This window comes from Ideonella sp. (assembly GCF_035254525.1).
Taxonomy (GTDB): domain Bacteria; phylum Pseudomonadota; class Gammaproteobacteria; order Burkholderiales; family Burkholderiaceae_C; genus Ideonella.
Window position 1 is genome coordinate 39,967 of the sequence record NZ_DATFAN010000210.1, and the last position, 24,582, is coordinate 64,548.

General features: G+C 71.1%; 23 protein-coding genes and 1 tRNA gene. 16 read left to right on the forward strand and 8 right to left on the reverse strand.

What is annotated here, in order from left to right:
* Positions 1-99 precede the first annotated feature (99 nt).
* Entirely contained in the window at positions 100-1,995 is a 1,896-nt protein-coding gene (locus VJ693_RS23890) for a S8 family serine peptidase (RefSeq protein ID WP_324158410.1), read from the forward strand.
* Here VJ693_RS23890 and VJ693_RS23895 read toward each other — a convergent pair.
* The 3 genes from VJ693_RS23895 to VJ693_RS23905 are packed head-to-tail and all read right to left on the reverse strand — an operon-like array spanning position 1,949 to position 4,192.
* Positions 1,949-2,707, reverse strand: coding sequence for a hypothetical protein (locus VJ693_RS23895; protein WP_324158412.1), 759 nt, complete (start codon positions 2,705-2,707; stop codon positions 1,949-1,951). The genes VJ693_RS23890 and VJ693_RS23895 overlap by 47 nt on opposite strands.
* A 19-nt stretch (positions 2,708-2,726) precedes the next feature.
* The gene (locus tag VJ693_RS23900; protein ID WP_324158414.1) at positions 2,727-3,629 is read right to left on the reverse strand and encodes a biotin--[acetyl-CoA-carboxylase] ligase; all 903 of its coding nucleotides are present in this window, start codon (positions 3,627-3,629) and stop codon (positions 2,727-2,729) included.
* Between the two features lie 2 nt (positions 3,630-3,631).
* The gene (locus tag VJ693_RS23905; protein WP_324158415.1) at positions 3,632-4,192 is read right to left on the reverse strand and encodes an SET domain-containing protein; all 561 of its coding nucleotides are present in this window, start codon (positions 4,190-4,192) and stop codon (positions 3,632-3,634) included.
* 122 nt (positions 4,193-4,314) lie between these two features.
* Between VJ693_RS23905 and VJ693_RS23910 the strand changes: the two genes are divergently transcribed.
* The 3 genes from VJ693_RS23910 to VJ693_RS23920 all read left to right on the forward strand — a co-directional run bounded on the left by VJ693_RS23910 (position 4,315) and on the right by VJ693_RS23920 (position 8,008).
* Positions 4,315-6,867 carry a DNA topoisomerase III gene (locus VJ693_RS23910; protein WP_324158416.1) on the forward strand — a complete coding sequence of 851 codons (2,553 nt, stop codon included), beginning with the start codon at positions 4,315-4,317 and terminating at the stop codon, positions 6,865-6,867.
* Between the two features lie 170 nt (positions 6,868-7,037).
* A complete protein-coding gene (locus VJ693_RS23915; RefSeq protein WP_324158417.1) occupies positions 7,038-7,475 on the forward strand; it encodes a hypothetical protein in 438 nt (145 codons plus the stop codon).
* Between the two features lie 5 nt (positions 7,476-7,480).
* On the forward strand, positions 7,481-8,008 hold the full coding sequence (locus VJ693_RS23920) for a hypothetical protein (protein WP_324158418.1): 528 nt from the start codon (positions 7,481-7,483) through the stop codon (positions 8,006-8,008).
* Between the two features lie 84 nt (positions 8,009-8,092).
* Here VJ693_RS23920 and argG read toward each other — a convergent pair whose 3' ends face one another.
* The 3 genes from argG to VJ693_RS23935 all read right to left on the reverse strand — a co-directional run bounded on the left by argG (position 8,093) and on the right by VJ693_RS23935 (position 11,113).
* Positions 8,093-9,445, reverse strand: a complete 1,353-nt coding sequence (argG, locus tag VJ693_RS23925) for an argininosuccinate synthase (protein WP_324158419.1) — start codon at positions 9,443-9,445, stop codon at positions 8,093-8,095.
* A 56-nt stretch (positions 9,446-9,501) separates the two neighbouring features.
* On the reverse strand, positions 9,502-10,089 hold the full coding sequence (locus tag VJ693_RS23930; RefSeq protein WP_324158421.1) for a hypothetical protein: 588 nt from the start codon (positions 10,087-10,089) through the stop codon (positions 9,502-9,504).
* A 94-nt stretch (positions 10,090-10,183) separates the two neighbouring features.
* Complete coding sequence (locus tag VJ693_RS23935; protein ID WP_324158478.1) at positions 10,184-11,113, reverse strand: 2-dehydropantoate 2-reductase; 930 nt, start codon at positions 11,111-11,113, stop codon at positions 10,184-10,186.
* A gap of 117 nt (positions 11,114-11,230) precedes the next feature.
* Between VJ693_RS23935 and VJ693_RS23940 the strand changes: the two genes are divergently transcribed.
* The 7 genes from VJ693_RS23940 (at position 11,231) to VJ693_RS23970 (ending at position 18,094) form a co-directional block, all read left to right on the forward strand.
* A complete protein-coding gene (locus VJ693_RS23940; RefSeq protein WP_324158423.1) occupies positions 11,231-11,788 on the forward strand; it encodes a YbhB/YbcL family Raf kinase inhibitor-like protein in 558 nt (185 codons plus the stop codon).
* A gap of 29 nt (positions 11,789-11,817) precedes the next feature.
* The gene (locus VJ693_RS23945) at positions 11,818-12,792 is read left to right on the forward strand and encodes an AEC family transporter (protein WP_324158425.1); all 975 of its coding nucleotides are present in this window, start codon (positions 11,818-11,820) and stop codon (positions 12,790-12,792) included.
* A gap of 152 nt (positions 12,793-12,944) precedes the next feature.
* Complete coding sequence (locus VJ693_RS23950) at positions 12,945-14,903, forward strand: hypothetical protein (protein WP_324158426.1); 1,959 nt, start codon at positions 12,945-12,947, stop codon at positions 14,901-14,903.
* A gap of 40 nt (positions 14,904-14,943) precedes the next feature.
* Positions 14,944-16,224 carry a glutamate-5-semialdehyde dehydrogenase gene (locus VJ693_RS23955; protein WP_324158427.1) on the forward strand — a complete coding sequence of 427 codons (1,281 nt, stop codon included), beginning with the start codon at positions 14,944-14,946 and terminating at the stop codon, positions 16,222-16,224.
* The gene (locus VJ693_RS23960) at positions 16,221-16,808 is read left to right on the forward strand and encodes an arsinothricin resistance N-acetyltransferase ArsN1 family B (RefSeq protein WP_324158429.1); all 588 of its coding nucleotides are present in this window, start codon (positions 16,221-16,223) and stop codon (positions 16,806-16,808) included. Before VJ693_RS23955 ends, VJ693_RS23960 begins: the two co-directional genes overlap by 4 nt.
* A complete protein-coding gene (gene queC / locus VJ693_RS23965; protein WP_324158431.1) occupies positions 16,805-17,524 on the forward strand; it encodes a 7-cyano-7-deazaguanine synthase QueC in 720 nt (239 codons plus the stop codon). The genes VJ693_RS23960 and queC overlap by 4 nt, the downstream gene beginning before the upstream one ends.
* Complete coding sequence (locus tag VJ693_RS23970; protein WP_324158433.1) at positions 17,525-18,094, forward strand: LemA family protein; 570 nt, start codon at positions 17,525-17,527, stop codon at positions 18,092-18,094.
* Positions 18,095-18,097: 3 nt separating this feature from the next.
* Here VJ693_RS23970 and VJ693_RS23975 read toward each other — a convergent pair whose 3' ends face one another.
* Positions 18,098-18,523, reverse strand: a complete 426-nt coding sequence (locus VJ693_RS23975) for a BLUF domain-containing protein (protein ID WP_324158434.1) — start codon at positions 18,521-18,523, stop codon at positions 18,098-18,100.
* Between the two features lie 4 nt (positions 18,524-18,527).
* Entirely contained in the window at positions 18,528-19,277 is a 750-nt protein-coding gene (gene folE / locus VJ693_RS23980; protein WP_324158437.1) for a GTP cyclohydrolase I, read from the reverse strand.
* An 86-nt stretch (positions 19,278-19,363) separates the two neighbouring features.
* Here folE and rsmB point away from each other — a divergent pair, with 86 nt between their 5' ends.
* The 5 genes from rsmB (at position 19,364) to VJ693_RS24005 (ending at position 24,532) form a co-directional block, all read left to right on the forward strand.
* The gene (rsmB, locus tag VJ693_RS23985) at positions 19,364-20,701 is read left to right on the forward strand and encodes a 16S rRNA (cytosine(967)-C(5))-methyltransferase RsmB (protein ID WP_324158439.1); all 1,338 of its coding nucleotides are present in this window, start codon (positions 19,364-19,366) and stop codon (positions 20,699-20,701) included.
* Between the two features lie 19 nt (positions 20,702-20,720).
* A complete protein-coding gene (locus VJ693_RS23990) occupies positions 20,721-21,308 on the forward strand; it encodes a DUF4390 domain-containing protein (protein WP_324158441.1) in 588 nt (195 codons plus the stop codon).
* A gap of 100 nt (positions 21,309-21,408) precedes the next feature.
* Positions 21,409-23,667, forward strand: a complete 2,259-nt coding sequence (locus VJ693_RS23995; RefSeq protein WP_324158442.1) for a sensor histidine kinase — start codon at positions 21,409-21,411, stop codon at positions 23,665-23,667.
* A 50-nt stretch (positions 23,668-23,717) separates the two neighbouring features.
* Positions 23,718-24,431, forward strand: a complete 714-nt coding sequence (locus VJ693_RS24000; protein WP_324158444.1) for a response regulator — start codon at positions 23,718-23,720, stop codon at positions 24,429-24,431.
* A 25-nt stretch (positions 24,432-24,456) separates the two neighbouring features.
* Positions 24,457-24,532, forward strand: a tRNA-Phe gene (locus VJ693_RS24005).
* Positions 24,533-24,582 lie beyond the last annotated feature (50 nt).

A 24,582-nucleotide genomic window follows, 5' to 3' on the forward strand; every position in this document is an offset into this window, starting at 1 on the left:
CGGCCCTTCGGTTTTTGCCGGCGCGGCCGATAAACCGACGAAGACGGGTCGCCCGCACGCGGCGGGCCCCGCCGCTGCCTTGCCCGTGATGGACCGCCGATGAAAGATTTCGCCCGCCGCCTGCTGCTTGCCTTCGCGCTGTGCGCCGGCGCGGCCGGCGCGCGGGGAGGCGAACCCGGCGCCGAGCCGGTCAGCGGGCTGATCGTTCGCCTGCACGATGCGCCGCCACACGCTGGTGGCCGCGCGCATGCTCTTGCCGCCGCGCCCGCCTCGCCCGCCTCGCCCGCCGAGCGCGCCGAGCGTGCGCTGCATGCGCGGCGCTGGGCCGTGCTGCTGGCTGATACGGGGCTGGGCCGGCTGCCCGGCATCCGGCTCGAGCCGGTCGGCCGGGCCTCGTTGCGCCTGCACCCGGCGCGGCCCTGGTCGGCCGCCGAGGCGGCACGCTGGCAGGCCCGGCTGGCCCAGCGGCCGGAGGTGGCCTGGGCGGTGCCGGACCGGCGCGAATCACTGCAGCAGCAGGCCGGCGGCACCGCGCCGCTGCCCGACGACCCGCTGTTCCCCGGCGCCGACGGCCAGTGGTGGCTGCAGCCGGTGTCCGGCAGCAACGCCAATGCACCCGAGGCGCGACTGCGTGGCGTGCCGGGCCTGCGCGATGCCTGGGCCGTCGGCACCGGCCGGGCGGACACGGTGATCGCCGTGCTCGACAGCGGCTGGACCGCGCACCCGGATCTCGACCCCGCCCGCCTGCTGCCGGGCTACGACCTCGTCTCGGACTGGGACGATGCCTTGCAGCGCGGCGACGCGAACGACGGCGATGGGCGCGACGCCGATGCCCGCGACCCGGGCGACTGGGTCAGCGCCGCCGATCGCCGTGGCGACCCCGGCCGCTACGGCGCCTGCGACGAAACCGACAGCACCTGGCACGGCACGGCGGTGCTGGGCCTGATCGCGGCCCACAGCGGCAACGCCCTCGGCGTGGCCGGCATCGACTGGGCCGCGCGCCTGCTGCCGGTGCGCGTGGCCGGCAAGTGCGGCGCGACCTTGCACGACATCGTCGACGGCCTGCGCTGGGCCGCGGGGCTGCCCGTCTGCCGCCGCAGCACCGACACGCTCGACCCCGACGCCGGCTGCGCCGAATGGGCCCCGGTCAACCCGCACCCGGCGCAGATCATCAACCTCAGCTACGGCGGCGTGGCCGACTGCAACGCCGAGTACCAGGACGCGATCGACGAGTTGTGGGCGCGCGGCGTGATCGTCGTCGCCGCCGGCGGCAACACCCATGCGGCGCCGACGCGGCCGGCCAACTGCGAGCACGTCGTCGGCGTCGCGGCGCTGAACCGCGACGGCTTCAAGACGCACTACTCGGCCTTCGGCGCCGCGCTGCGCATCGCCACCGTCGGTGGCGACGATGCCGGCGGCCACTGGGGCGGCCTGCTCGCCGACAGCGGGCTGGTCGGCCTGGCCAACTTCGGCAGCCAGGGCCCCGGCGTGGCCGGCTACGCGGCCCACTTCGGCACCAGCTATGCGGCCCCGGTCGTCAGCGGCACGCTCGGCCTGATGCGCGCGCTGAACCCGGCGCTGACGTCGCAGCAGCTCATCGACGGCCTCGCGGCCTCGGCGCGGCCGCATGTGCAATCGGCGCTGCTGGCGGCCTGCAGCAGCACCAGCCCGGGCCGCTGCGCCTGCACTGCCAGCACCTGCGGCGCCGGTGTGCTCGATGCGCCGCAGGCGCTGGCCTACGCGCAGGCGCTGGCCCGCGGCGAGCGCTACCTGCGGCCGAACTGGCCGATCGTGCAGATCGACACGCCCGAACTGCGCGCCGCCGTGGCGCTGGGCCCGGACCGCGAATCCGCCGCCGGGCAGCCGTTGGCCGAGCAGGGCGCCGGTGGCGGCGCGCTGTCGGCCGTGGCCATCGCTGCGCTGCTGATGGCCTCGATCGCGCTGTCGATCAGGAGCCGCAGGCTTGCCAGCGCGTCGCCCCGCCCTGGCCGCTGAGGGCAGCGAGCTTCTCGGCGACGGCGGCATCGACGCGGTCGACGCGCAAGCGGTGCTCGACCCCGGGCGAGGGCAGCTGCACGACACGGGCGGTGCGCACGCCGCGGGCCTGCAGGCGGTCCAGCCGCGCCTGTGCATCGGCCTGGGCACCGAACTCGCCCAGCGCCAGGCCCGGCGCCAGGTCAGCCGGCGCCTTCAGCTCGCTGGCGGCCAGGCCCAGGCGCTGCAACTCCTCGGCCTTGCGTTGCAGGGCGTCGCGCTCGGCGAAGCGGCCCATGTAGACGATCCAGCGGCCGGGCAGCTCGCGCCGCATGTCGACCCAGCCGCCGGCCGGCACGCCGGCCTGGGCGAGCTCGCGCGCCGCGGCATTGACTGCGTTGTCGTTCAGCGGGCCGGCCTCGAGGCACAGCGGCGCCGACAGGGGTGAAGCCCGCCCGCTCGCGCTCGCCGCAGCGCCCGCAGCCGCCAGCTCGAGGCCGTCGGCGACACCGGAGGCACTGGCACGCAGCGGTGCTGCGCCGATCGGGCGCACGCCGGCCGGGCTGGGCGCCAGCAACTGGATCGCCTCGGGGTGGACCTGCCGCTGCAACCGCTCGGGCTCGCGCCCGGCCTCGGCGGACGAGGCGCCCAGCGCCTGCGGCAACGGCGTGTGGTGCCAGGCCCAGAACAGCAGGTTGGCCGCCAGCAGCGCGGCGACCAGCAGGCGCAGCATCGTGCCGGCGTGGCCGGGCTCAGCCGCGCGGCTCGGCCGCCGGGGCCGGGCGCACGCTGACCTCGCCGCTCAGGATGCGGTGGACGGTGCCCGCCGGGTCGCGGACCCGCAGCGCGCCGTCGGCATCGACGCCGATCGCCTCGCCGCGCGGGCAGGCCGCGTCGGTCGTGACGACCTGGCCGCCGAGCAACAGGTCGCGCTGGGCGTAGGCGGCCTCGAAGCCGGCGAAGCCCTCGCGCTCGAAGCGCGCCAGTGCGCTCGCCAGCGATGGCATCAGCCGGGTCAGCGCCGCCGGGGGGGTCAACTGCGGTTCGATCTCGGACAGGCTCGCGGCCATCTCGGCCAGGTGCACCGGCTGCACGTTCAACCCGATGCCGATCACGGCGATCCGGTGGTCACCCAGGCCGATCGCCTCGATCAGGATGCCGCCCAGCTTGCGGCCGGTGCCTTCCCCCGGCTGGCGCAGCCAGAGGTCGTTCGGCCACTTCAGGCCGATGCGCAGGCCGCTGGGGTCGAGCGCCTCGGCGAGCGCGACGCCCACCGCCAGCGACAGGCCCGACCAGTCGGCCCGCTCGAGCGCGAGGCTGAGCGAGAAGGTCAGCGAGGCGCCGGCGCTGGATTGCCAGTTGCGGCCGAGCCGGCCGCGGCCGTGGGTCTGGTCGATGGCCACCAGCAGGGTCGGGCGCAGGTCGTCGGCACGCAGGCCGCGGCCGTGCGAATCACGCGCGCCGCGCGAGGCTTCGCGCAGGCGATCGACGAGGGCGGCGTTGGTCGAGGGCAGGCGATCGACGACCTCGATCGACAGGCCCGGCAATATCGGACTCAGCTGCTCCCACAGCGCCTGCGTGCCCCAGGTGCCATGGTGGCCGCCATGCTCGGCACCGGCATGGCGATCGACGAAGGGGTGTGCGCCGGCTTGCATGGTCAGCGCTCTCGGGCGCGGCGGGCCGAGGGGGCGGCACGCTTGGGCAGCAGCATCGTGCCGCGGCAGGTGTCGGTGCCGCAACGGCACTCGAAGCGCTTCTTCAGCGCTGGCGTCATGCGTTCGTCGATCGACAGCCGGTAGTCGTAGAACAGCTCTTCGCCCGGCTCGATCGGCCTCAGCGCCTTGATGTAGACGCGGCCATCGGTCTCGTCGGCTTCGCAGTTCGGCTCGCACGCGTGGTTGATCCAGCGCGCGGCGTTGCCGCCGTACAGCGCGTCGATCACGCGCTCGCCGTCGTCGAGCTGGAAGTAGAAGGTGTGGTCGGGCTGGCTCGGGTCGTGCGGGTGGCGGTCGAGCGCCTCCTGCCACGAGATGACCTCACCGGTGTACTCGATCAGGGTCTCGCCGGGCTCGATCGGTTGCAGCGCGAACACCCCCTTGCCGTGCACGCCACTGCGGCGCACCTGGATGCGCCGGCCGCCGGCAGCGGCATGCGCGGCAGCGGCCGTGGGGCGGGCGGCGGGACGTTTGGCGGGGCGGGCTTGCTTGACCGGCTTCATTGGGTACATTGAATCTGTGGGCGCGTGCGCACGCGTGCGTAGGTGTACGTAGGCGCGTGCATGCGCGTGAAGGCAAATTGTAGGCACGGACCCGACAGGTCTCGTGCGCACCTGGCAAAGAAATGAGCAAATCACTGATCATCGCGGAGAAGCCCAGCGTCGCGCAGGACATCGTCCGTGCGCTGACCCCCGTGGCCGGCAAGTTCGAGAAGGCGGCCGACCACTTCGAGAACGACCGCTACGTGGTCACCTCGGCGGTCGGCCACCTGGTCGAGATCAAGGCGCCCGAGGAGTACGACGTCAAGCGCGGCAAGTGGAGCTTCGCCCACCTGCCGGTCGTGCCGCCGCACTTCGACCTGGCGCCGATCGACAAGGCCAAGAGCCGGCTGCAGGCGGTCGTCAAGCTGGTCAAGCGCAAGGACGTGACCGAGCTGATCAACGCCTGCGACGCAGGCCGCGAGGGCGAGCTCATCTTCCGCCTGATCGTGCAGTACGCCGGCGGCGCGAAGGGCAAGATCGAAAAGCCCATTCAGCGACTGTGGCTGCAGAGCATGACGCCGCAGGCCATCCGTGACGGCTTTGCCGCGCTGCGCTCGGACGAGCAGATGCTCGGCCTGGCCGACGCGGCACGCAGCCGCTCGGAGGCCGACTGGCTGGTCGGCATCAACGGCACGCGGGCCATGACCGCGTTCAACTCGCGCGACGGCGGCTTCTTCCTCACGACAGTGGGCCGGGTGCAGACGCCGACGCTGTCGATCGTCGTCGAGCGGGAGGAAAAGATTCGTAAGCACATCCCGCGCGACTACTGGGAGATCAAGGCCGGCTTCGGCGCCGCCGCCGGCGATTACGAAGGCAAGTGGTTCGACCCGAAGTTCAAGAAGAACGAGGACCCGGACCGCCGGGCCGACCGGCTGTGGACGGAGACCGAAGCCAAGACCATCGCCGACGCGGTGCGCGGCCAGCCCGGCACGGTGAGCGAAGAAGCCAAGCCGAGCACGCAGGCCAGCCCGGGGCTGTACGACCTGACGACCCTGCAGCGCGAGGCCAACGGCCGCTTCGGCTTCTCGGCCAAGACGACGCTGAGCCTGGCCCAGGCGCTGTACGAGAAGCACAAGGTGCTGACCTACCCGCGGACGGATTCGCGCCACCTGCCCGAGGACTACCTGCCGGTGGTCAAGCAGGCCTTCCAGATGATCGCCGAGGAGGACCTGCCCGGGCCGCTGCAGGCGCTGGCCGAGCACGCGCGCAAGGGCCTGAAGGAAGGCTACGTGAAGCCGACCAAGCGGGTGTTCGACAACACCAAGGTCTCGGACCACTTCGCCATCATCCCGACGCTGCAGGCACCCCGGTCCTTGAGCGAGGCCGAGGCCAAGCTGTACGACCTGGTCGTCAAGCGCTTCCTGGCGGTGTTCTATCCCTCGGCCGAGTACCTGGTCACGACCCGCATCACGAAGGTCAACGAGCACCACTTCCAGACCAACGGCAAGGTGCTGGTCAATCCGGGCTGGCTGGCCGTCTACGGCAAGGAAGCGCAGGACGAGGACGCCAACCTCGTGCCGGTGCAGCCCAACGAGGCGGTCAGCAACGAGGGCGTCAACATCGTGGCGCTGGCCACGCGGCCGCCTGCGCGCTACACCGAGGCGACGCTGCTCAGCGCGATGGAGGGTGCCGGCAAGCTGATCGACGACGACGAGCTGCGCGAGGCGATGGCCGAGAAGGGCCTGGGCACCCCGGCCACGCGGGCCCAGGTGATCGAAGGCCTGATCCTCGAGAAGTACATGCACCGCGAGGGCCGCGAGCTGATCCCAACCGCCAAGGCCTTCCAGCTGATGACGCTGTTGCGCGGCCTGGGCGTCGAAGACCTGACCAAGCCCGAACTCACCGGCAACTGGGAATACCAGCTCGCCGAGATCGAGCATGGGCGGATGTCGCGCGACGCGTTCATGGGCGGCATTGCCACGATGGCCGAGCGCATCGTCAAGAAGGCCAAGGAGTACGACCGCGACACGATTCCGGGCGACTACGCAACGCTGAAGGCGCCGTGCCCGAACTGCGGCGGGGTGGTGAAGGAGAACTACCGCCGCTTCGCCTGCGAGGCGTGCGACTTCTCGATCACCAAGATTCCGGGCGGGCGCAGCTTCGAGCTGGCCGAGGTCGAGCGCTTCCTCATCGACAAGAAGATCGGGCCGCTCGAGGGCTTTCGCTCCAAGGCGGGCTGGCCGTTCACCGCCGAGCTCAAGCTCGTCTTCGACGACGAGATCAACAACTGGAAGCTCGAGTTCGACTTCGGCGAAGACGACAAGGCCAAGGACGATGGCGAGCCGGTCGACTTCTCCGGCCAGCAAAGCCTGGGGCCCTGCCCCAAGTGCAAGGGCCACGTCTACGAGCACGGCAGCAACTACGTCTGCGAGCACGCCGTGGGCGCCCACACCACCTGCGATTTCAAGACCGGCAAGATCATCCTGACCCAGCCGGTCTCGCACGAGCAGCTGCACAAGCTGCTGACCACCGGCAAGACCGACCTGCTCGAGAACTTCGTCTCCAACAAGACCAGGCGCAAGTTCAAGGCCTTCCTGGCCTACGACAAGAAGGAGGGCAAGGTCAGCTTCGAGTTCGAGCCACGCGCGGCGAAGGTGCCGGCGAAGAAGGCGGCGGCGAAAAAGGCGGCCGCCTGATTCAGGTCAGATGGTCCGGGTCCGCCCGGGCCTGCAAGGTAGAAGCAAAAAATTACAATCGCCCGCGCCGATCCCCGATCGGGTGGCGGCGCAGGCGCCCGTTTTGCGGGCATATCAGTGACTGCCCAGCCACCTCAGAATGATGGCCGGGCTTGAGGGAGGATGAACCGATGTTGAAGCGTCTATTGACGCTGGTGTTCGCGTGCGCCACGTTGGCCGCGACCACCGGTTGTGCGGTGAACCGTGCAACGGCGAATGTGATGCCCGATGCCGACCTGGGCAAGGTCAAGTCGCTCTATGTGGTGAAGGATCCCAAGGACGAGCGGGGCATCGACGAGCTGATCAAGAAGAACCTCGCCAAGCGCGGGTACCAGGTCGAGGGCGGGCTGGAGCAGGCGCCACCCTACAAGGCCGATGCGGTCGTCACCTACCTCGACAAGTGGATGTGGGACATCACCATGTACATGATCGAGCTGACGATCACCGTGCGCAATCCGCAGAACTTTCCGATGGCCAGCGGCAACTCGCTGCACACCTCGCTGACCCGCAAGTCGCCTGACGAGATGGTCGACGAAGTGCTGACCAACATCCTCAACGCCAAGAAATGAACTCCATGTCGATGCTGAAGACTGTTTCATCCCGCGGGCTGGCTGGCCTGCTGCTGTGTGCCGCCGCTCTGCTCGGTGGCTGCGCCGTCGCGCCGTCGTCGCCCTCTGCCATGACGCCGGACACCATCCAGACGACCAAGCAGCATGCGAAGAGCGTGTCGGTGGCCGCTACCGGCGGCAAGGGCGTCGCCACCGATGGCGCCATCGCCGACGCCGTGGCCGCGTCGATCGAGAAGGCCAAGACCTTCTCGCGCGTGATCAAGGGTGCCGGTGCCGACTACCAGCTCACCGTGTCGCTGATGACCCTGGACATGCCGTCGTTCGGCATGTCGTTCACCTGCAAGACCGAGATGGCCTGGTCGCTCAAGCGCGCCGATGGCGTTGCCGTTTGGCAGGAGATGATCAAGAGCGAAGGCACGGCCGGCGCCGGCGAAGCCTTTGTCGGGACCGAGCGGGCCAAGATGGCCATCGAACGCTCGATCCGCGACAACATCGCACAGGGTCTGGCCAAGATCTCGAATCAGAGCCTGTGACGGACGGGCGCCCGCGCGGCGCCATCGTCGACCCAGAAGAAGCGGGCGCCTCGGCGCCCGTTTTTCATGACCTTGCGTGAAGGCTCAATCCGCCAGCGGCGCATCCCCGCCCGTCAGCAGCGGGATGCTGCCGTCCGAGCTGGTGCCAAGCAGGCCGGTGCGGGTGTAGATGCCCAGCTTCTGGCGCGTGTCGCTGATGTCGAGGTTGCGCATTGTCAGCTGGCCGATGCGGTCGGCCGGGGTGAACGGCGCGTCCTCGACCTTTTCCATCGACAGCCGCTCGGGCGCGTAGGTCAGGTTGGGGCTCACCGTGTTCATGATCGAGTAGTCGTTGCCGCGGCGCAGCTCGAGCGTGACCTCGCCGGTGACCGCGCGGGCCACCCAGCGTTGGGCCGTCTCGCGCAGCATCAGGCATTGCGGGTCGAACCAGCGGCCCTGGTAGAGCAGTCGCCCGAGCTTGCGGCCATTCAGGCGGTACTGCTCGATCGTGTCCTCGTTGTGGATGCCGGTCACCAGGCGCTCGTAGGCGATGTGCAGCAGCGCCATGCCGGGGGCCTCGTAGATGCCGCGGCTCTTGGCCTCGATGATGCGGTTCTCGATCTGGTCGCACATGCCCAGGCCGTGCCGGCCGCCGATGCGGTTGGCTTCCTCGAACAGGGCCACCGCGCTGCCGAAGCGCTGGCCGTTCAGCGCGACCGGCTGGCCTTCCTCGAAGGCCACGGTCACCGTTTCGGCCGGCACGGCGACGTCGTCGCGCCAGAACGCCACGCCCATGATGGGCTTGACGATGTGCATGCTGGCGTTGAGGAACTCGAGGTCCTTGGCCTCGTGCGTCGCGCCGAGCATGTTGGAGTCTGTCGAGTAGGCCTTCTCGACGCTCATCTTGTAGTCGAAGCCATTGGCGATGAGGTACTCGCTCATCTCCTTGCGGCCGCCGAGCTCGTCGATGAAGCGCTGGTCGAGCCAGGGCTTGTAGATGCGCAGCGCCGGGTTGGCCAGCAGGCCGTAGCGGTAGAAGCGCTCGATGTCGTTGCCCTTGTAGGTCGACCCGTCGCCCCAGATGTTGACGCCGTCTTCGCGCATGGCCACGACCAGCGCCGTGCCGGTGACGGCACGGCCCAGCGGCGTGGTGTTGAAGTAGGTCGCGCCGCCGGTCGAGATGTGGAAGGCGCCGCACTGGATGGCGGCGATGCCTTCGGCAACGAGCTGCGCGCGGCAGTCGATCAGGCGGGCGATCTCGGCGCCGTAGGCCTTGGCCTTGCGCGGGATCTCGTCGTAGTCGGATTCGTCCGGCTGGCCGAGGTTGGCGGTGTAGGCGCAGGGGATGGCGCCCTTGGCGCGCATCCAGTGGACGGCGGCGCTGGTGTCCAGGCCGCCCGAGAAGGCGATGCCGACGCGTTCGCCGGCGGGAAGCTGTTGCAGGATGGTGGCGGCCACGGGGTTCTCCGGGAAAACCCCTCGATTCTAGGTGGCTGCCACCACCATGGCCCCGATCAGAAGCGCCAGGCGAGGCCCAGGCCGCCGTGGTTGCCGTCCACCTCGCCGCCGACGAGGTAGTTGCTCTTGTAGCTTTCGTCGACATAGCGCAGGAACACGCTGCCGTGCGCGCCGAACAGGTACTCGGCCTGCAGCACCACGCCGACGCTGGTGCGCATGTTGAAGTCGGAGGCATAGTCCTTCAGGACGCCCGACACATCGAACTGCGCGCTGGTCGCCTTGCGCAGGCCGCCGCCGAAGCGCCAGTTGTCGTTGGCGTTCCAGAAGCCCAGCACCTCGAAGGGCACGCGCGAGAAGCTGACCGAGCCGTTGCTGGCCGACGCGCGGTCGAAGTGGTAGCCGACGGTGGCCTGGATCGTGACCGCGGAGCCGGGCTCGGTGTACTCGATGCCGCCGAACACGTGGGTCAAACCGCCGCTGGAGATCTTGCGGTGGGAACCGCCGCTGTACTCGACATCGATGAGCGTCTTGCCACCTCCGGTCAGCGCGACGCCGAGGACGGGCTTGAGGCCATCGGCGGCCCAGGTGGACGAAGCGGCAGCGAGCGCGAGCGTGGCGGCGCCGAAGAGGGTCTTGGCTTTCATGTAGGTTTCCCTGCGGTGGAACGGATCAAAGGGCGCGATCCTACCCGGGAGAAACGTCGGCCCTGCGGCCGCCGCGTCAACAAGTCTCAGAGTCTCAGTGCCTGTCCGGAGTGTGCGGTGGCGCCTCGAGCAGCTTGACCAGCGTGTGCAGCGCCCGGTTCACCGGCGTCGCCACGCCGTGCCGCGCGCCCTCGCGCACGACGAAGCCGTTCAGGTGGTCGATCTCGCTGGGCTTGCCGCGCATCAGGTCCTGCGCGGTCGACGAGAACTGGCCGGGCATGCTCTCGGCGATGCGTTCGACGGCGGGCCACGGGTCGGCCAGCGTGACGCCGCAGGCCCGCGCGACGGCGACACATTCGGCGACGACGTCGCGCATCGTCGCCTCGACGCCCTCGCCGCGACGCAGCCGGCCGTAGGGCAGGCGGCTGATCGCCGACAGGGCGTTGTAGGCGCAATTCAGCACCAGCTTGCTCCACAGCGCGGCGTCCACGTCGTCGGCCAGCGTCACCGGCACGCCGGCCGGCTCGAACAGCGCCTGGACCGCCTCGGGCGTCACCCGCCCGGGCGCGGGCGCCCAGCGCGCGAGCACCAGTTCGCCGCGGCCGTGGTGCAGTACGTGGTCGGGCGCGGCCATCTCGGTGGCCACGTAGACCACCGCCGGCGCCACCGTCACCGACGCCGGCAGCCGGGCCGCGAGCCGCGTCGCGTTGTCGACCCCGTTCTGCAGGCTCAGCACGACGCAGCCCGGCGCGAGCACCGGCGCGAGCTGGTCGCCGGCGGTCTCGGTGTCGCCCGACTTCACGCAGCACAGCACCAGCGCGCAGTCGCGCAGCGCGGCGGGACCGTCGCTGGCCGTCACCGCCACGCGCTCGTCGAAGCTGCGGGTCTGCAGCCGCAGGCCGTGTTCTCGCAGCGCGGCGGCCTGGGCCGGCCGGCCGACGAAGGCCACCGGCACGCCGGCGCGCGCCAGCATCGCGCCGTAATAGCCACCCACCGCCCCGGTACCCAGCACGCCGACCTTGATCATCATGGGCGCGACCATAACCGAGCCGAAGCCAGCCTGCACCGCTGGCGAAGGCAAGGCCATCGGATTGAAGGCATCATCGGCAGCTTCTCCGTCCCCCGCCCCAGGAGCACCCACATGAAGAACAAGCCGCTGTCTCTGGCCCTGGCCCTGCTCGTCGGCCTGCCGGCCGCGCACGCCGCGGGCTTCGAGCTCAGCAGCCCGACGATCAAGCCGGGCAGCACGCTGACCGAGGCGCAGGTCTTCAACGGCTTCGGCTGCAGCGGCAAGAACGTCTCGCCTGCGCTGGCATGGAAGGGCGCGCCGGCCGGCACCAAGAGTTTCGCCGTGACGGTCTACGACCCCGATGCGCCGACCGGCTCGGGCTGGTGGCACTGGGTGGTCTACAACATCCCGGCCAGCGCCAACGGGCTGCCCGAAGGCGCCGGCAGCACCGAGGGCAAGGGCCTGCCGGCCGGCAGCGCCCAGGGCCGCACCGACTTCGGCGCGCCCGGCTTCGGCGGCGCCTGCCCGCCGCCGGGTGACAGGCCGCACCGCTATGTCTTCACCGTCTACGCGCTGAAGGCCGACAAGCTGGACGTGCCGGCCGACGCCACCGCGGCGCTGGTCGGCTTCATGGTCAACGCGAACAAGCTCGGCCAGGCGCAGTTCAGCGCGAAGTACGGCCGCAAGTAGGCCGGCCCGCCCGCGGGACACGACACGGCGTGACGGCGGCCATCGCCAACAAGCTGCTGACGATCGTGCTGATCGTCGGCCTGGGTTACGTGGTCGGCCGGCTGCGCTGGCTGGGGTCGGCCGAGGCCGAACCGGCGCGGGTGCTGTCCAACGCGGCCTTCTATGTCTTTGCGCCGGCGCTGTTCTTTCGCACGACCGCGCGGCTCGACCCGGCCGCGCTGCCGTGGCCGATGATCGCTGCCTTCTTCGTGCCGGTGGTCGCGCTGATGCTGGTGCACTACCTGGCCCAGCGCTGGCACCGCGCCGAGCGCGGGTTGCCGGCGGCCGCGCCGGCGGTGCGGGTGATCACGGTGGCCTTCGGCAACTCGCTGCAGATCGGCATCCCGCTGGCCGCCGGGGTGTTCGGCGAGACGGGCCTGGGCCTGCACCTGGCGCTGGTCAGCGTGCATGCGCTGATCCTGTTGCTGGTCGCGACAACGCTGGTCGAGCTGGACCTGGCCCGCGAGCGCGCCGCCGGTGCGCACCTCGGTGGGGTGTTGCTGCTGACGCTGCGCAACACGGTGATTCATCCGGTCGTGCTGCCGGTGCTGGCGGGCGCGGCGTGGCAGGCCTGCGGCGTGCCGCTGCCGTCGGCGGTCGACGAGGTGCTGCAGGTGCTGGGCTCGGCGGTCGTGCCGCTGTGCCTGACGCTGATCGGCATGTCGCTGGCCTACCTGGGCCTGCCGCGCTCGCTGCGCGGCGCCGCCGTGCTGACGGCGATGAAGCTGGTGCTGCAGCCGGCCCTGGTGCTGGTGGTGGCCGGCGGGCTGTTCGGCCTGCGCGGGCTCCCGTTGCAGGTGGTGGTGATGCTGGCGGCCTTGCCGTCGGGCACCAACGCGATGATGTTCTCGCAGCGCTACCGCGCGCAGGAGGCCGAGACGACCGCGGTCAACGTGATCTCGACGCTGGCCTTCGCCGCCACCGCGCCGGCCTGGCTGGCTGTGTTGGACGGTTTCAATCGTTAACATAGTTTGGCGGGTTGTCCCCGGTGTCGGGGCGCCCCGCGGCAGGCCACGCCGTGGAAGAATCCGCCCACATGGTGCCGAGGACGGGGCGGGCTCGGGTGTGGTCGATCGACCGTCCTGGCCAGCCTCTTGCTTTTGTCGCCCTGACCTTCATGGACAGCCGACCCATTCCGCCGGATACCCCAGCCGCCACCCCGCCACGATTCGACGTGTTCATCCGCCTGCCGCGCGGCATGAGCCCCGAGGAGGCACAGCGCCGCGTGGTCGAGCAAGGCGGGCTGACGCCGGCCCAGGGCGAGAGCATTGCCGCAGCGCTGCGGCAGGTGCCGATGGTGCAGGTGCGCCGCGCGGTCGACGAGGCGCGTGCCCGCAAGACCGAGCACCAGCTGAGCCTGGCCGGGCTGCGGGTCGAGGTCAAGCGCCTGCCGACGGCCACCCCCGCCGAGCACTCCCCCGCCGCCCACGGCCACGCCGCGCTGGTGGCCGACAACCCGGAAGATTTCGAGTTCGACCTGCACGCCGCCGCCAACGACGACGATGCGACGGTCTTCTCGCCGCTGACCACGCGGCCGGCCACCCGGCCCGGCGGCCCGTCGACCTTGCCCGCAGGCATGTCGGCGCCGCGCCAGGATGCCCCTGCCGCGCGCCGGCGGCCGCACCTGATCGGCGTGGCCGCCTTGGTGGGCGTCGCCGGGGTGGCCTTCGTGCTGGGCCGCATGTCGATGCCCTGGACGCCGGCGGCCGACAACCCGGCGGGCGCGACGCAGTCGATCGACAAGGTGTTGACCACCGTTGGCGCGCCGCCGGCGCTGGCCGAAGCCTCCTCGCCGGGCGCGTCGGCGGCAGGCTTCGCGCCGGCCGACGAACTGCGCGATGCCGATTCGCTCACCCAGCTCGCCCAGGCCGAGCGGGCCCAGGGCCGCGCCACCACCCTCGAGCAGGCGGTGGCGCAGGCCCAGGGCAGCCAGGCCGCCGCGGGGCTGCTGCTGCCAGGTGACCGGCTGCCTGCCAGCATCGCCCAGGCCGCGGCGTCGCCCACCTCGGCCGGCCCGGCCGCCACGCCGCAAGGCGCATCTGGCGGCACGGTGCCGCTGCTGCCCGCGGCGCAGCGGGCCACACTGACCGCCGACCTGGCGGTGCAGCTCGCCGAATTCGGCCAGACCGCGCGAGCGCGCGAGGTGCTGGCCCGCCTGCGCTCCGATGCGGTGCTCAACGGTGACCCGGCCGTCAGCGCCAGCGCCGAGCGCGCCGAGGTGCTGTTGCTGGCCTGGTCGCTGCGCGAAGCCAACGGCGCGTCGATCGACCGCGGCATCGCTTCCCTGCGCAACCTGGTGCACGGCATCGACTCGCCGGCGGCGCGTGCCGCGCTGATGGGCCGGGTCGCGACGGTGCTGGCGCGGCATGACAACGTGCCCGACGCGCTGGCGCTGGCCTGCCTGGCCGATGCCGGCGAGGCGCTAAAAGGGGTGGCCGACGGCGCCCAGCGCCAGGCCGCGATCGACGACTGGCTGGTCGACACCGGCGACCTGCTGCTGTCGCAGCTCGCTCGCCACGCGCGGCTCGGCCGCTGGCCGCAGGCCCAGTCACTGGCCGGCCAACTCGACACGCTGGCCGGCCAGGCGCGCAGCGCGCACGCGGTACTGCAGCTGCAGGCGCTGCGCGCCCGCGCACAGGACCTGATGGGCCATCCGGCCAAGAGCGAGAAGCTGCTCGCCGATGCGCTGAAATCCTGGAGCCAGCATGGCTCGCCGGTTCGCCAGGCCGACGAGTTGCGCGCACTGGCCTCGCGCGCCGGCGACATCGCCTCGCCTGAGTTGTTCCAGGTCACGGCGCAGCTGGCCACCGCGGCCGATGCGCTGCACGGCACCGAGCGCGCCCGCGCATTGATCAGCCTGGCGCTGATGCAGGCCGAGGCCGGCGAGGCCGAACGCTTCGAGGCGCTGAAGTCGATGCTGCGCCAGTCGTCTGAATCGCTGCGCCCCGAGCAGGCCGCGCTGACCGCGCAGTTGCTGGTCGGCGGCGAGCTGGCCGCCGCACGGGCCGAGCAGCGCGCCGGGGCCTTCGGCCTGGCCGAGGCGCGCATGCGCAAGGTCGCCGCTTACCTGCTCTGAACCGCCGGCGTGTTCGGCGGGATTCGGGGAAAATCCCGCCATGACCGCGCATGACATCCCCGCCTACATGGCCCACCTGGGCGCCGCCGCGCGCGCCGCCAGCGCGCTGATGGCGCGCGCCGGCACGCGCGAGAAGAACGCCGTGCTGACCGAGCTAGCCGAGCGCCTGCGCCGCGCGGGCCCGGCGCTGGCCGCAGCCAACGCGCTCGATATCGCGGCCGCACAGCGCGCCGGCCTGGCGGCACCGATGGTCGACCGCCTGCGCCTGACCGAGAAGGTCATCGCCACGGTCGCCGAAGGCTGCGAGCAGCTCGCCGCGATGCCCGACCCGATCGGCGAGATCACCGGCGTCAAGCGCCGTCCGAGCGGCATCAGCGTCGGCCAGATGCGCGTGCCGCTGGGCGTGTTCGGCATGATCTACGAAAGCCGGCCGAACGTGACCATCGAGGCGGCATCGCTGGCCATCAAGAGCGGCAACGCCTGCATCCTGCGCGGCGGCTCCGAGGCGATCCACTCCAACCTGGCGCTGTGGAAGCTGGTGCAGCAGTCGCTCGCTGCGGCCGGCTTGCCTGCCGACGCCGTGCAACTCGTCGAGACGACCGACCGCGCCGCCGTCGGCCGTCTGATCGCGATGCCCGAGTCGGTCGACGTGATCATCCCGCGCGGCGGCAAGGGGCTGATCGAGCGCATCGCGGCCGAAGCGAAGGTGCCGGTCATCAAGCACCTGGACGGCAATTGCCACACCTACGTCGATGCCGAGGTCGACCTGGACCTCGCGGTCACCGTGACCGACAACGCGAAGACCCAGAAGTACAGCCCCTGCAATGCGACCGAATCGCTGCTGGTGCACGAGCGCAGTGCGGCGGCGTTCCTGCCGCGCATCGGCGCGGTGTTCGCGGCCAAGGGGGTCGAGATGCGCTGCAGCCCGGCGAGCAAGGCGATCCTGTCGGGCGTGCCCGGCGCGACGCTGGTCGACGCGACCGAGGCCGACTGGTCGACCGAGTACCTCGCGCCCATCGTCAGCATCAAGACCGTGGCCTCGCTCGACGAGGCGATCGCCCACATCAACCGCTACGGCTCGCACCACACCGACGCGATCCTGACCACCAACCACCCGAATGCGATGCGCTTCCTGCGCGAGGTCGATTCGGCCAGCGTGATGGTCAACGCCAGCACGCGTTTCGCCGACGGCTTCGAGTACGGCCTGGGCGCCGAGATCGGCATCTCGACCGACAAGTTCCACGCCCGCGGGCCGGTCGGCCTGGAGGGCCTGACCTCGATGAAGTGGATCGTGCTCGGCCAGGGCGAGGTCCGCGGGTGATCCGGCTGGCGACCGAGGCCGATGCGGCGCCGATCGCGGCGATCTACGCGCCTTGTGTGCAGGGCACGCCGATCACCTTCGAATCGGTGCCACCGAGCCCCGCCGAGATGGCCGAGCGCATCGTCGGCACGCTGCCGCGCTACCCGTGGCTGGTCGACGAGGAGGACGGGGCCGTGACCGGCTATGCCTACGCCGGCCCGTTCGCGCAGCGCGTGTGCTACCGCTGGTCGGTCACGACGACGGTCTACATCCGCGAGAGCCACTGGCGCCGCGGCGTCGGCCGGCGCCTGGTTGCCGCCCTGCTCGGCGTGCTGGCCGAGCAGGGCTTTCGCAGCGCCTATGCCGGCGTCACACTGCCCAATGCGGGCAGCGTCGGGCTGCACGAGGCGATGGGCTACGAGCCGGTCGGCGTCTACCGCGATGCCGGCCACAAGCTTGGCCGCTGGCACGACGTGGCCTGGTTCCAGCGCGCGCTGCAGCCGAACGCGCCGCGCGTCGAGGAGCATCCGGCCGAGCCGGCGGACGTGAGCACCGTGCTCGCGGCGCGCTCGCCGCTGTGGGCGGATGCGGAGTGGCACCGATGAGCGCTGCTGACCCGCGCCGCGCGCTGGTGCTGTTCTCCGGCGGGCAAGATTCGACCGTCTGCCTGGCCTGGGCGCTCGAGCGCTTCGAGCATGTCGAGACGGTGGGCTTCGACTACCGCCAGCGCCACCGCATCGAGCTCGATTGCCGGCAGACGGTGCGGCGCGAGCTGGCCGCGCAGTTCCCGCGCTGGGCGCTACGCCTGGGTGGCGACCACCTGCTGGACCTCGCGCTGCTCGCGCAGATCGGCGACAGCGCGCTGACCACCGAGCGCGCGATCGAAATGCAGGCCAACGGCCTGCCCAACACCTTCGTGCCCGGGCGCAACCTGCTGTTCCTGAGCTTCGCCGCGGCGCTGGCCTACCGGCGTGGCCTGAACGTGCTGGTCGGCGGCATGTGCGAAACCGATTACTCGGGCTACCCCGACTGCCGCGACAACACGCTCAAGGCGATGCAGCTCGCGCTCTCGCTCGGGCTGGACACGCCGTTGACGGTCGAGACACCGCTGATGTTCCTGACCAAGGCCCAGACCTGGGGTCTGGCCGACGCGCTGGGCGGGACGGCGCTGAACGCGCTGATCGCCGAGCACACTCACACCTGCTACCTCGGCGAACGCGGCCGGCGCTTCGACTGGGGCTACGGCTGCGGCGAGTGCCCGGCCTGCCAACTGCGGGCGGCGGGCCACGCCGCGTGGCGCGCGTCGCGGGGTACCGCTTAAGTGGAGACGGCGTTCGAACTGCCCGACTGGGCGCCCTGGCTGCTCCAGGTGGGGCTGGCAGCCGTGATGCTGTTCTGGATCGTCGGCGCCTACAACCGGTTGACGCGCCTGCGCGGCACGATCGGCAGCGCCTGGGCGCAGATCGACGAGCTGCTCGCCCGGCGCAGCGCGCTGTTGGAGCCGCTGGCCGAGGCGCTGCGCGAGCCGCTGGCCGACGAGGCCACGACGCTGGCGGCGCTGGCCCTGGCCGACCAGCACCAGCGGGCCGCGGCGCAGGCCGTGCGCGCCCGGCCGGCCCATGCGCCGGCCCTGATGGCCTGGGTGCTGGCCGAGGCCGAGCTGGCGTCGCCCCTGGCGCGCCTGGAGGCCTTGCTCGAGCAGCGCCCCGAACTGCACGGCAGCGAGCAGGTGCAGCCGCTGCAGTGCCAGCTGGCGGAATTGGCGCCGCGCCTGGCTTACGCGCGGCAGACGTTCAGCGATGCCGCCCGCGCCTACAGCGCCGCCACCGAGGAATTCCCGACCCGCTGGGTCGCGCGCCTGTTCGGCATGCGGCCGACGCCGGCGATCTGAACCCTAGTTCTGGCAGACGACGGCCGCGGTCGCGACCAACTCGTCGAACAAGGCCATCGCCGCCTTGCCCGACACCGCGTACGGGTCCAGCATGGCGGTTTCCGAATACTTCAGCAACAGCGCCGGATTCAGACGCGCGAGGTTGACCTGGCCCATCGCCCAGCCGGCGAAGCGGCGCTCGCCGATCTCCTCGTACGACAGCAGCGTCACGTCGGTGTGGCGCGCGTCGCACACGATGCGGTTGTAGAGCCGGTTCACGGCGGTGCGGCCGCCCTCGAGCACCTGGATGAACAACTCGCCCGAGGTGCACAGCACGCCGGTGATGCCGTGCAGTGGGTTTTGGTGGCGCGACTGGCGCACGATGTGCACCAGCTCTTCCGGGTCCAGCGGCTTGGCGGCGCGGCTGGCGTACATCAGGCGGACCAGCACAGCTTCACTCCTTTTTCGACAGCAGCGACAGGAACTCGCGGCGCAGGTTGGCGTCTTTCAAGAAGGCACCGCGCATCACGCTGTTGGTCATCGCCGAGTCGTTGTCCTTCACGCCGCGCCACTGCATGCAGAAGTGGTCGGCCTCCATCACGATCGCCAGCCCGTCGGGCTTGACGCGATCCTGCAGCTGGTCGGCCAGCATGATCACCGCCTCCTCCTGGATCTGCGGCCGGGTCATGATCCAGTCGGCGATGCGGGCGTACTTCGACAGCCCGATCAGGTTCGAATGCTCGTTGGGCAGCACGCCGATCCACAGCCGCCCGAGGATCGGGCACATGTGGTGCGAGCATGCGCTGCGCACGGTGATCGGCCCGACGATCATCAGCTCGTTCAGGCGCGAGATGTTCGGGAACTCGGTGACCGAGGGCATCGGCTGGTAGCGGCCGCGGAAGACCTCGTCGATGAACATGCGGGCGACGCGGCGCGCGGTGTTCTGGGTGTTGTGGTCGCTGTCGGTGTCGATCACCAGTGCCTTCAACACCTCGTCCATCTTGGCCTGCACCTCGGCCTTCAGCTCCTCCAGCTCGCCCTCGCGGACGAACTCGGAGATGTTGTCGTTCGCGTGGTAGCGCCGGTCGGCGCCGATCAGCCGGTAGCGGATTCGCTCGGACGCCGGCAGGCGCGCCAGATCGGTTTCGTGCAGGATCAGCGCCGGGCTGCGTGGTGCGTCGGGGTCGTTGTGGTCTTGGGGCATCCGGAAGGCCTCACCGGTGAAGGTTGGTCGAACATTGTGAGCCAGCGGCCCCGACCTTGGGGGCCGGGGTGGTTAGACTGCCCGCGGTGAACGGACCCGCCTCGCCTTCGCCGCCGCTGTCGCGCCTGCTCGAACTGACCGCCGACGCGGTGGCCGCGGTGCGCGCCGGCCGCTCGCTGACCGACGTGCTGGCCCAGTGCGCGCCGCCGGCGCGGCCGGGCACGCAGGCGCTGGCCTTCGCGGTGCTGCGGCGCTGGGGCGCGGCCAACGCGGCACGCGAGCTGCTCGCCCCGCGCACGCCGCCACCGGCCGTCGATGCCTTGCTGACCACCGCGCTGGCCCTGCTGTGGCCCGATGAAGCCCCCCCCTACCCGGACCACACGCTGGTCGACCAGGCCGTCACCGCCGCGCGCCACAAGGTACCGGCCGCCGCCGGCTTCATCAACGCGGTGCTGCGCCGCTTCATCCGCGAGCGCGCGGCGATCGCCGAGCAGGCCGGCCGCAGCGTGCAGGGCGCCTGGAACCACCCGGCCTGGTGGGTCGAGCGGCTGCGCCACGATTGGCCGACGCAGTGGCAGGCACTGCTCGCCCAGGCGCAGACGCACCCGCCGATGTGCCTGCGCGTCAATGCGCGCAAGACCTCGCGGGCCGATTACCTGCAACGCCTGGCCGCCGCCGGCCTGGCGGCGCGGGCGGCCGAGGGGCCGGGGCTGGAGCAGGCGGTGGTCCTGACGCAGCCCTGCCCGGTCGAGCGCCTGCCCGGCTTTGCGGCCGGCGAGGCCTCGGTGCAGGACCTGGCCGCCCAACGCGCCGCGCCGCTGCTCGTCGGCGCCGGCCTGCCGCCCGGCGCGCGCGTGCTCGACGCCTGCGCCGCCCCGGGCGGCAAGACCGCCCACCTGCTCGAGATTGCGCCCGAGATCGAGCTGCTGGCGCTGGACGCCGACCCGGCCCGCCTGGCCCGGGTCGATCAGACACTGCATCGGCTCGGCTTGACTGGTGAGCGGGTACACACTCGCGCCGCAGACGCACGGCAGGTGGCGAGTTGGTGGGACGGCCAGCCCTTCGATGCGATCCTGCTCGACGCGCCGTGCACGGCGTCGGGCATCGTGCGCCGCCACCCCGACATCCGCTGGCTGCGCCGGCCCGACGACGTGCACGCGCTGGCCCGCACCCAGGCCGAGCTGCTGCAGGCACTGTGGCCGCTGCTCAAACCGGGTGGCCGACTGCTGTACGCCACCTGCTCGATCTTCCGCGCCGAAGGGGCCGAGCAGATCGACGCATTTTTGCAACGCCAGGGGCCCGAAGCGGCCCGGCTGGACGCCGACTCGCCCGGCCACCTGCTGCCGCTGCCCGACAATGGTTCTGCGAACCCCGAGGCCGCCTTGGCCGACGGGTTCTTCTACGCCCTGCTGCACAAGCCCTAGAGAATCCAAGAACGTCGTTGTGACCCGCACCGATACGGCCCCCGCACCCGCTGCACACCGTGTCATTCGCGCGGTGGCCGGCGCCTTGTTGATGCTGTGGCTGGCGCTGGCCGGCCCGGCGTGGGCCCAGGCCATCGACCTGCCGACCTTCGAGTTGAAGCGCACCGACGGCGCCCTGATGCTCGATTTCGTCGCCCGTCCGGTGTTGAGCAAGGCGGTGGAGGATGCGATGCAGCGCGGCGTGCCGGTCTACTTCGTCGCCCAGGCCGCGCTGTACCGCTCGCGCTGGTATTGGCGCGACGAGCGGGTCGCCCGCGTCAGCCGCACCTGGCGGCTGTCGTACCAGCCGCTGACCAACAGCTGGCGGCTGGGCTTCGGCGCGCTGAGCCAGAGTTACCCCAACGCCGACGAAGCGCTCGACATGGCCGGCCGCGCCTCGCGCTGGAAAGTCGCCGATGCCGACCAGCTCGAGCCCGGCGAACACTACTACGTCGAGTTCAGCTACCGGCTCGACAACAACCAGCTGCCGCGGCCGATGCAACTCGACCTAGCCGCCCAGGCCGACTGGCAACTCTCGGTCGAGCGCAGGATCAAGGTCGAGCCGTGAACTCTCCCTGGCGGTGCGGGCCGAGCGACGGGCCGCTCCCTAGCCGGCCCGCGTCCCCTCGGGGGACCGGCCGACGTACCCGTCGGACGAGGGGCTGACAGTGCGGCCGCTATCCCGCTGGGGTTGGGGCCTCGCGCTGCTGGTGGCTGCGGGGCTGGGCCTGGTGCTGGCCTTCGTGCTGTCGCTGCTGGCACAGGGACCGAGCCGCTACGAGCGGCATTTCGTCTGGCTGTTCTGGGTCAACGCGGCCGTCGCGACCGGGCTGATGCTGGTCATCATCGGGGCCGGCCTGCGGCTGGCGCTGCGCTTTCGCCAGCGCAAGTTCGGCAGCCGGCTGCTGCTGAAGCTGGCGGGCATCTTCGCGCTGGTCGGCGTGCTGCCCGGCGCGCTGATCTACACCGTGAGCTACCAGTTCGTTTCGCGCAGCATCGAGGCCTGGTTCGACACCCGCGTCGAGCGCGCGCTCGACGCCGGCCTCGCGCTCGGCAAGGACACCCTGGCCGCGCTCGCGGCCGATCTCGAAAGCAAGACACGTACCGCGGCCGAGCGCCTGGCCGAGCGCGGCAGCGCCAACACACTCGCGCTGGAGCGGCTGCGCGAGCAGCTCGGCGCCGACGAGGTCACGCTGCTGGGTGCCGATGGCAAGGTGCAGATCACGGCCGGCTCCAGCGCTGTGCTCGGCACCGAGCGGCCGGCCGCCGCCCTGCTGCGCCAGGCGCACAACAAGCGCTCGTTCAGCCAGATCGAAGGGCTGGAGGACGAGGTCGGCGTCGCGGCGGGTGCCGGCGCGCGGGTGCGCGCGCTTGCCGCGGTGCCATCGACCAGCCTGTCGCTCGCCGACGAGGAGCGCACGCTGATGGTCGTGCAGCCCCTGCCGCAGGCGCTGACCGGCAACGCCCTGGTCGTGCAGGCCGCCTACCGCGAGTACCAGCAGCGCGTGCTGGCGCGCGAGGGCCTGCGCCGCATGTACATCGGCACGCTGACGCTGTCGCTGGTGCTGTCGGTGTTCGGCGCCGTGTTGCTGGCGGTGGTGCTGGGCAACCAATTGGCACGGCCCCTGTTGCTGCTGGCCGAGGGGGTGCGCCAGGTGGCGGCCGGCGACCTGACGGCCAAGCCGGTGTTCGCCTCGCGCGACGAGATCGGCGGCCTGACGCGCAGCTTCGCCGACATGACCGAGCAGCTCGGCAGCGCGCGCGCCCAGGCCGAGGCCAGCCTGCGCCAGCTCGACAGCGCGCGAACGCGGCTGCAGACCATCCTCGACAACCTGACCGCCGGTGTGATCGTGTTCGACCGCGAGCGCCGCATCGACACCGTGAACCCCGGCGCGACCCGCATCCTGCGCGCGCCACTGTCGGCCTACGTCGGCCGCACGCTGGGCGAGGTGCCGGGCCTGGCGGAGTTCGCCGAAGGCGTCTGGCAGCGCTTCGAGCAGCACCAGGAGAGCCCCGAGCCCGGCGAGCGCGACCACTGGCAGGATTCGTTCGACCTGCGCCTGTCCGAGCGCGACGAACTGGGCATCACGCTGCTCGTGCGCGGCGCGCCGCTGCCGGGCCGCGCCCGGCTGATGGTCTTCGACGACATCACCGAGGTCGTCTCGGCCCAACGCACGGCGGCCTGGGGCGAGGTGGCGCGCCGGCTCGCGCACGAGATCAAGAACCCGCTGACGCCGATCCAGCTCTCGGCCGAGCGCCTGCAGCACAAGCTGGAATCCAAGCTCGCCGAGCCGAGCGACCAGGCGATGCTGGTGCGCTCGGTGGCCACCATCGTCACGCAGGTCGAGGCGATGAAGCGGCTCGTCAACGAGTTCCGCGACTACGCGCGGCTGCCCGCGGCGCAGCTGCAGCCGGTCGACCTGAACGCACTGGTGGCCGAGGTGCTCGCGCTGTACGGCGATGCGCAGGACAAGGGGCAGCTCGTGGCCCACGTCGACGCCGGCGCGCCGCTGGTGCGCGGCGATCCGACGCAACTGCGCCAGGTCATCCACAACCTGGTGCAGAACGCGCTCGACGCTTGCGCCGGCCGGCCCGATGCGCGCGTGGTGCTGGCCACCGAGCTCGAGCGCCTGCCCGACGGGCGCGCCCGCGTGCTACGCCTGAAAGTGACGGACAATGGCCCGGGGTTCGCCGAGAAGGTGCAAAAGCGCGCCTTCGAACCCTATGTGACCACCAAGAGCAAGGGCACCGGCCTGGGGCTCGCCGTGGTCAAGAAGATCGCCGACGAACACGGCGCCAGTGTGCGCATCGTCAACCTGCCCGCACGCGAGGGCGGCGACGGTGGCCCGGCCGGTGCGCAGGTTTCGTTATCATTTTCGAGCTTCAGCGAACAGGGACATCGCGCGGACCCGACCACGCCCGCCTGAAGCCGGCTTCCTATTTGCAGCCGGCGCGGCGCCGCGGCCCGCCCACCTACATGGCAACGATTCTGGTAGTCGACGACGAGATGGGCATTCGCGCCCTCCTGTCGGAAATCCTCAGTGACGAGGGCCACTCCATCGAGCTGGCGGAAAACGCCGCCCAGGCGCGCGCGGTGCGGGATCGCCTGCGGCCCGACCTGGTGCTGCTCGACATCTGGATGCCCGATGTCGACGGCATCACGCTGCTCAAGGAATGGGGCTCCACCGGCCTGCTGACGATGCCGGTCATCATGATGAGCGGCCACGGCACGATCGACACCGCGGTCGAGGCGACCAAGTTCGGTGCCATCGCCTTCCTCGAGAAGCCGATCACGCTGCAGAAGCTGCTGCGTGCCGTCGAGCAGTCGCTTGCCCGCACGCCCGCCAAGGCGGCCTCACCCACGCTGGCCAACGCGGCACCACAGTCGCTGCTCTCCGGCGGCGATGGCGCGATGATGTCGATCGAATCCGCGATGACCGGCGGCCTCGGCCTGCCGGTGCTGCCGGTCGACCTGGGCCCCCAGGCCGAACAGAGCTTCGACCTCGACCGCCCCTTGCGCGAAGCGCGCGACGCCTTCGAGAAGAGCTACTTCGAGTTCCACCTCGCGCGCGAGAACGGCTCGATGACCCGCGTGGCCGAGAAGACCGGCCTCGAGCGCACGCACCTGTACCGCAAGCTCAAGCAGCTCGGCGTCGACCTCACGCGCAACCGGCGCGGTGGCACAGCATGAGCATGGTATAGTCACAGGCTCACTCGGCCTGGTAGCTCAGTTGGTAGAGCAGCGGATTGAAAATCCGCGTGTCGGTGGTTCGATTCCGCCCCAGGCCACCAAACAAGCAACGGCTCCCTGCGATCTTTCGCACGGGAGCCGTTTTCACATG

What these genes read in the sequence shown, in the direction of transcription:
- VJ693_RS23940 (WP_324158423.1), top strand. Translation starts at nt 11,231, where the DNA reads ATGAAGAACAAGCCGCTGTCTCTGGCCCTGGCCCTGCTCGTCGGCCTG.
- VJ693_RS23915 (WP_324158417.1), top strand. Translation starts at nt 7,038, where the DNA reads ATGTTGAAGCGTCTATTGACGCTGGTGTTCGCGTGCGCCACGTTGGCC.
- folE (WP_324158437.1), bottom strand. Translation starts at nt 19,277, where the DNA reads ATGCCCCAAGACCACAACGACCCCGACGCACCACGCAGCCCGGCGCTG.
- VJ693_RS23920 (WP_324158418.1), top strand. Translation starts at nt 7,481, where the DNA reads ATGTCGATGCTGAAGACTGTTTCATCCCGCGGGCTGGCTGGCCTGCTG.
- VJ693_RS23895 (WP_324158412.1), bottom strand. Translation starts at nt 2,707, where the DNA reads ATGCTGCGCCTGCTGGTCGCCGCGCTGCTGGCGGCCAACCTGCTGTTC.
- VJ693_RS23955 (WP_324158427.1), top strand. Translation starts at nt 14,944, where the DNA reads ATGACCGCGCATGACATCCCCGCCTACATGGCCCACCTGGGCGCCGCC.
- VJ693_RS23900 (WP_324158414.1), bottom strand. Translation starts at nt 3,629, where the DNA reads ATGCAAGCCGGCGCACACCCCTTCGTCGATCGCCATGCCGGTGCCGAG.
- VJ693_RS23950 (WP_324158426.1), top strand. Translation starts at nt 12,945, where the DNA reads ATGGACAGCCGACCCATTCCGCCGGATACCCCAGCCGCCACCCCGCCA.
- VJ693_RS23910 (WP_324158416.1), top strand. Translation starts at nt 4,315, where the DNA reads ATGAGCAAATCACTGATCATCGCGGAGAAGCCCAGCGTCGCGCAGGAC.
- VJ693_RS23930 (WP_324158421.1), bottom strand. Translation starts at nt 10,089, where the DNA reads ATGAAAGCCAAGACCCTCTTCGGCGCCGCCACGCTCGCGCTCGCTGCC.
- queC (WP_324158431.1), top strand. Translation starts at nt 16,805, where the DNA reads ATGAGCGCTGCTGACCCGCGCCGCGCGCTGGTGCTGTTCTCCGGCGGG.
- VJ693_RS23890 (WP_324158410.1), top strand. Translation starts at nt 100, where the DNA reads ATGAAAGATTTCGCCCGCCGCCTGCTGCTTGCCTTCGCGCTGTGCGCC.
- VJ693_RS24000 (WP_324158444.1), top strand. Translation starts at nt 23,718, where the DNA reads ATGGCAACGATTCTGGTAGTCGACGACGAGATGGGCATTCGCGCCCTC.
- VJ693_RS23905 (WP_324158415.1), bottom strand. Translation starts at nt 4,192, where the DNA reads ATGAAGCCGGTCAAGCAAGCCCGCCCCGCCAAACGTCCCGCCGCCCGC.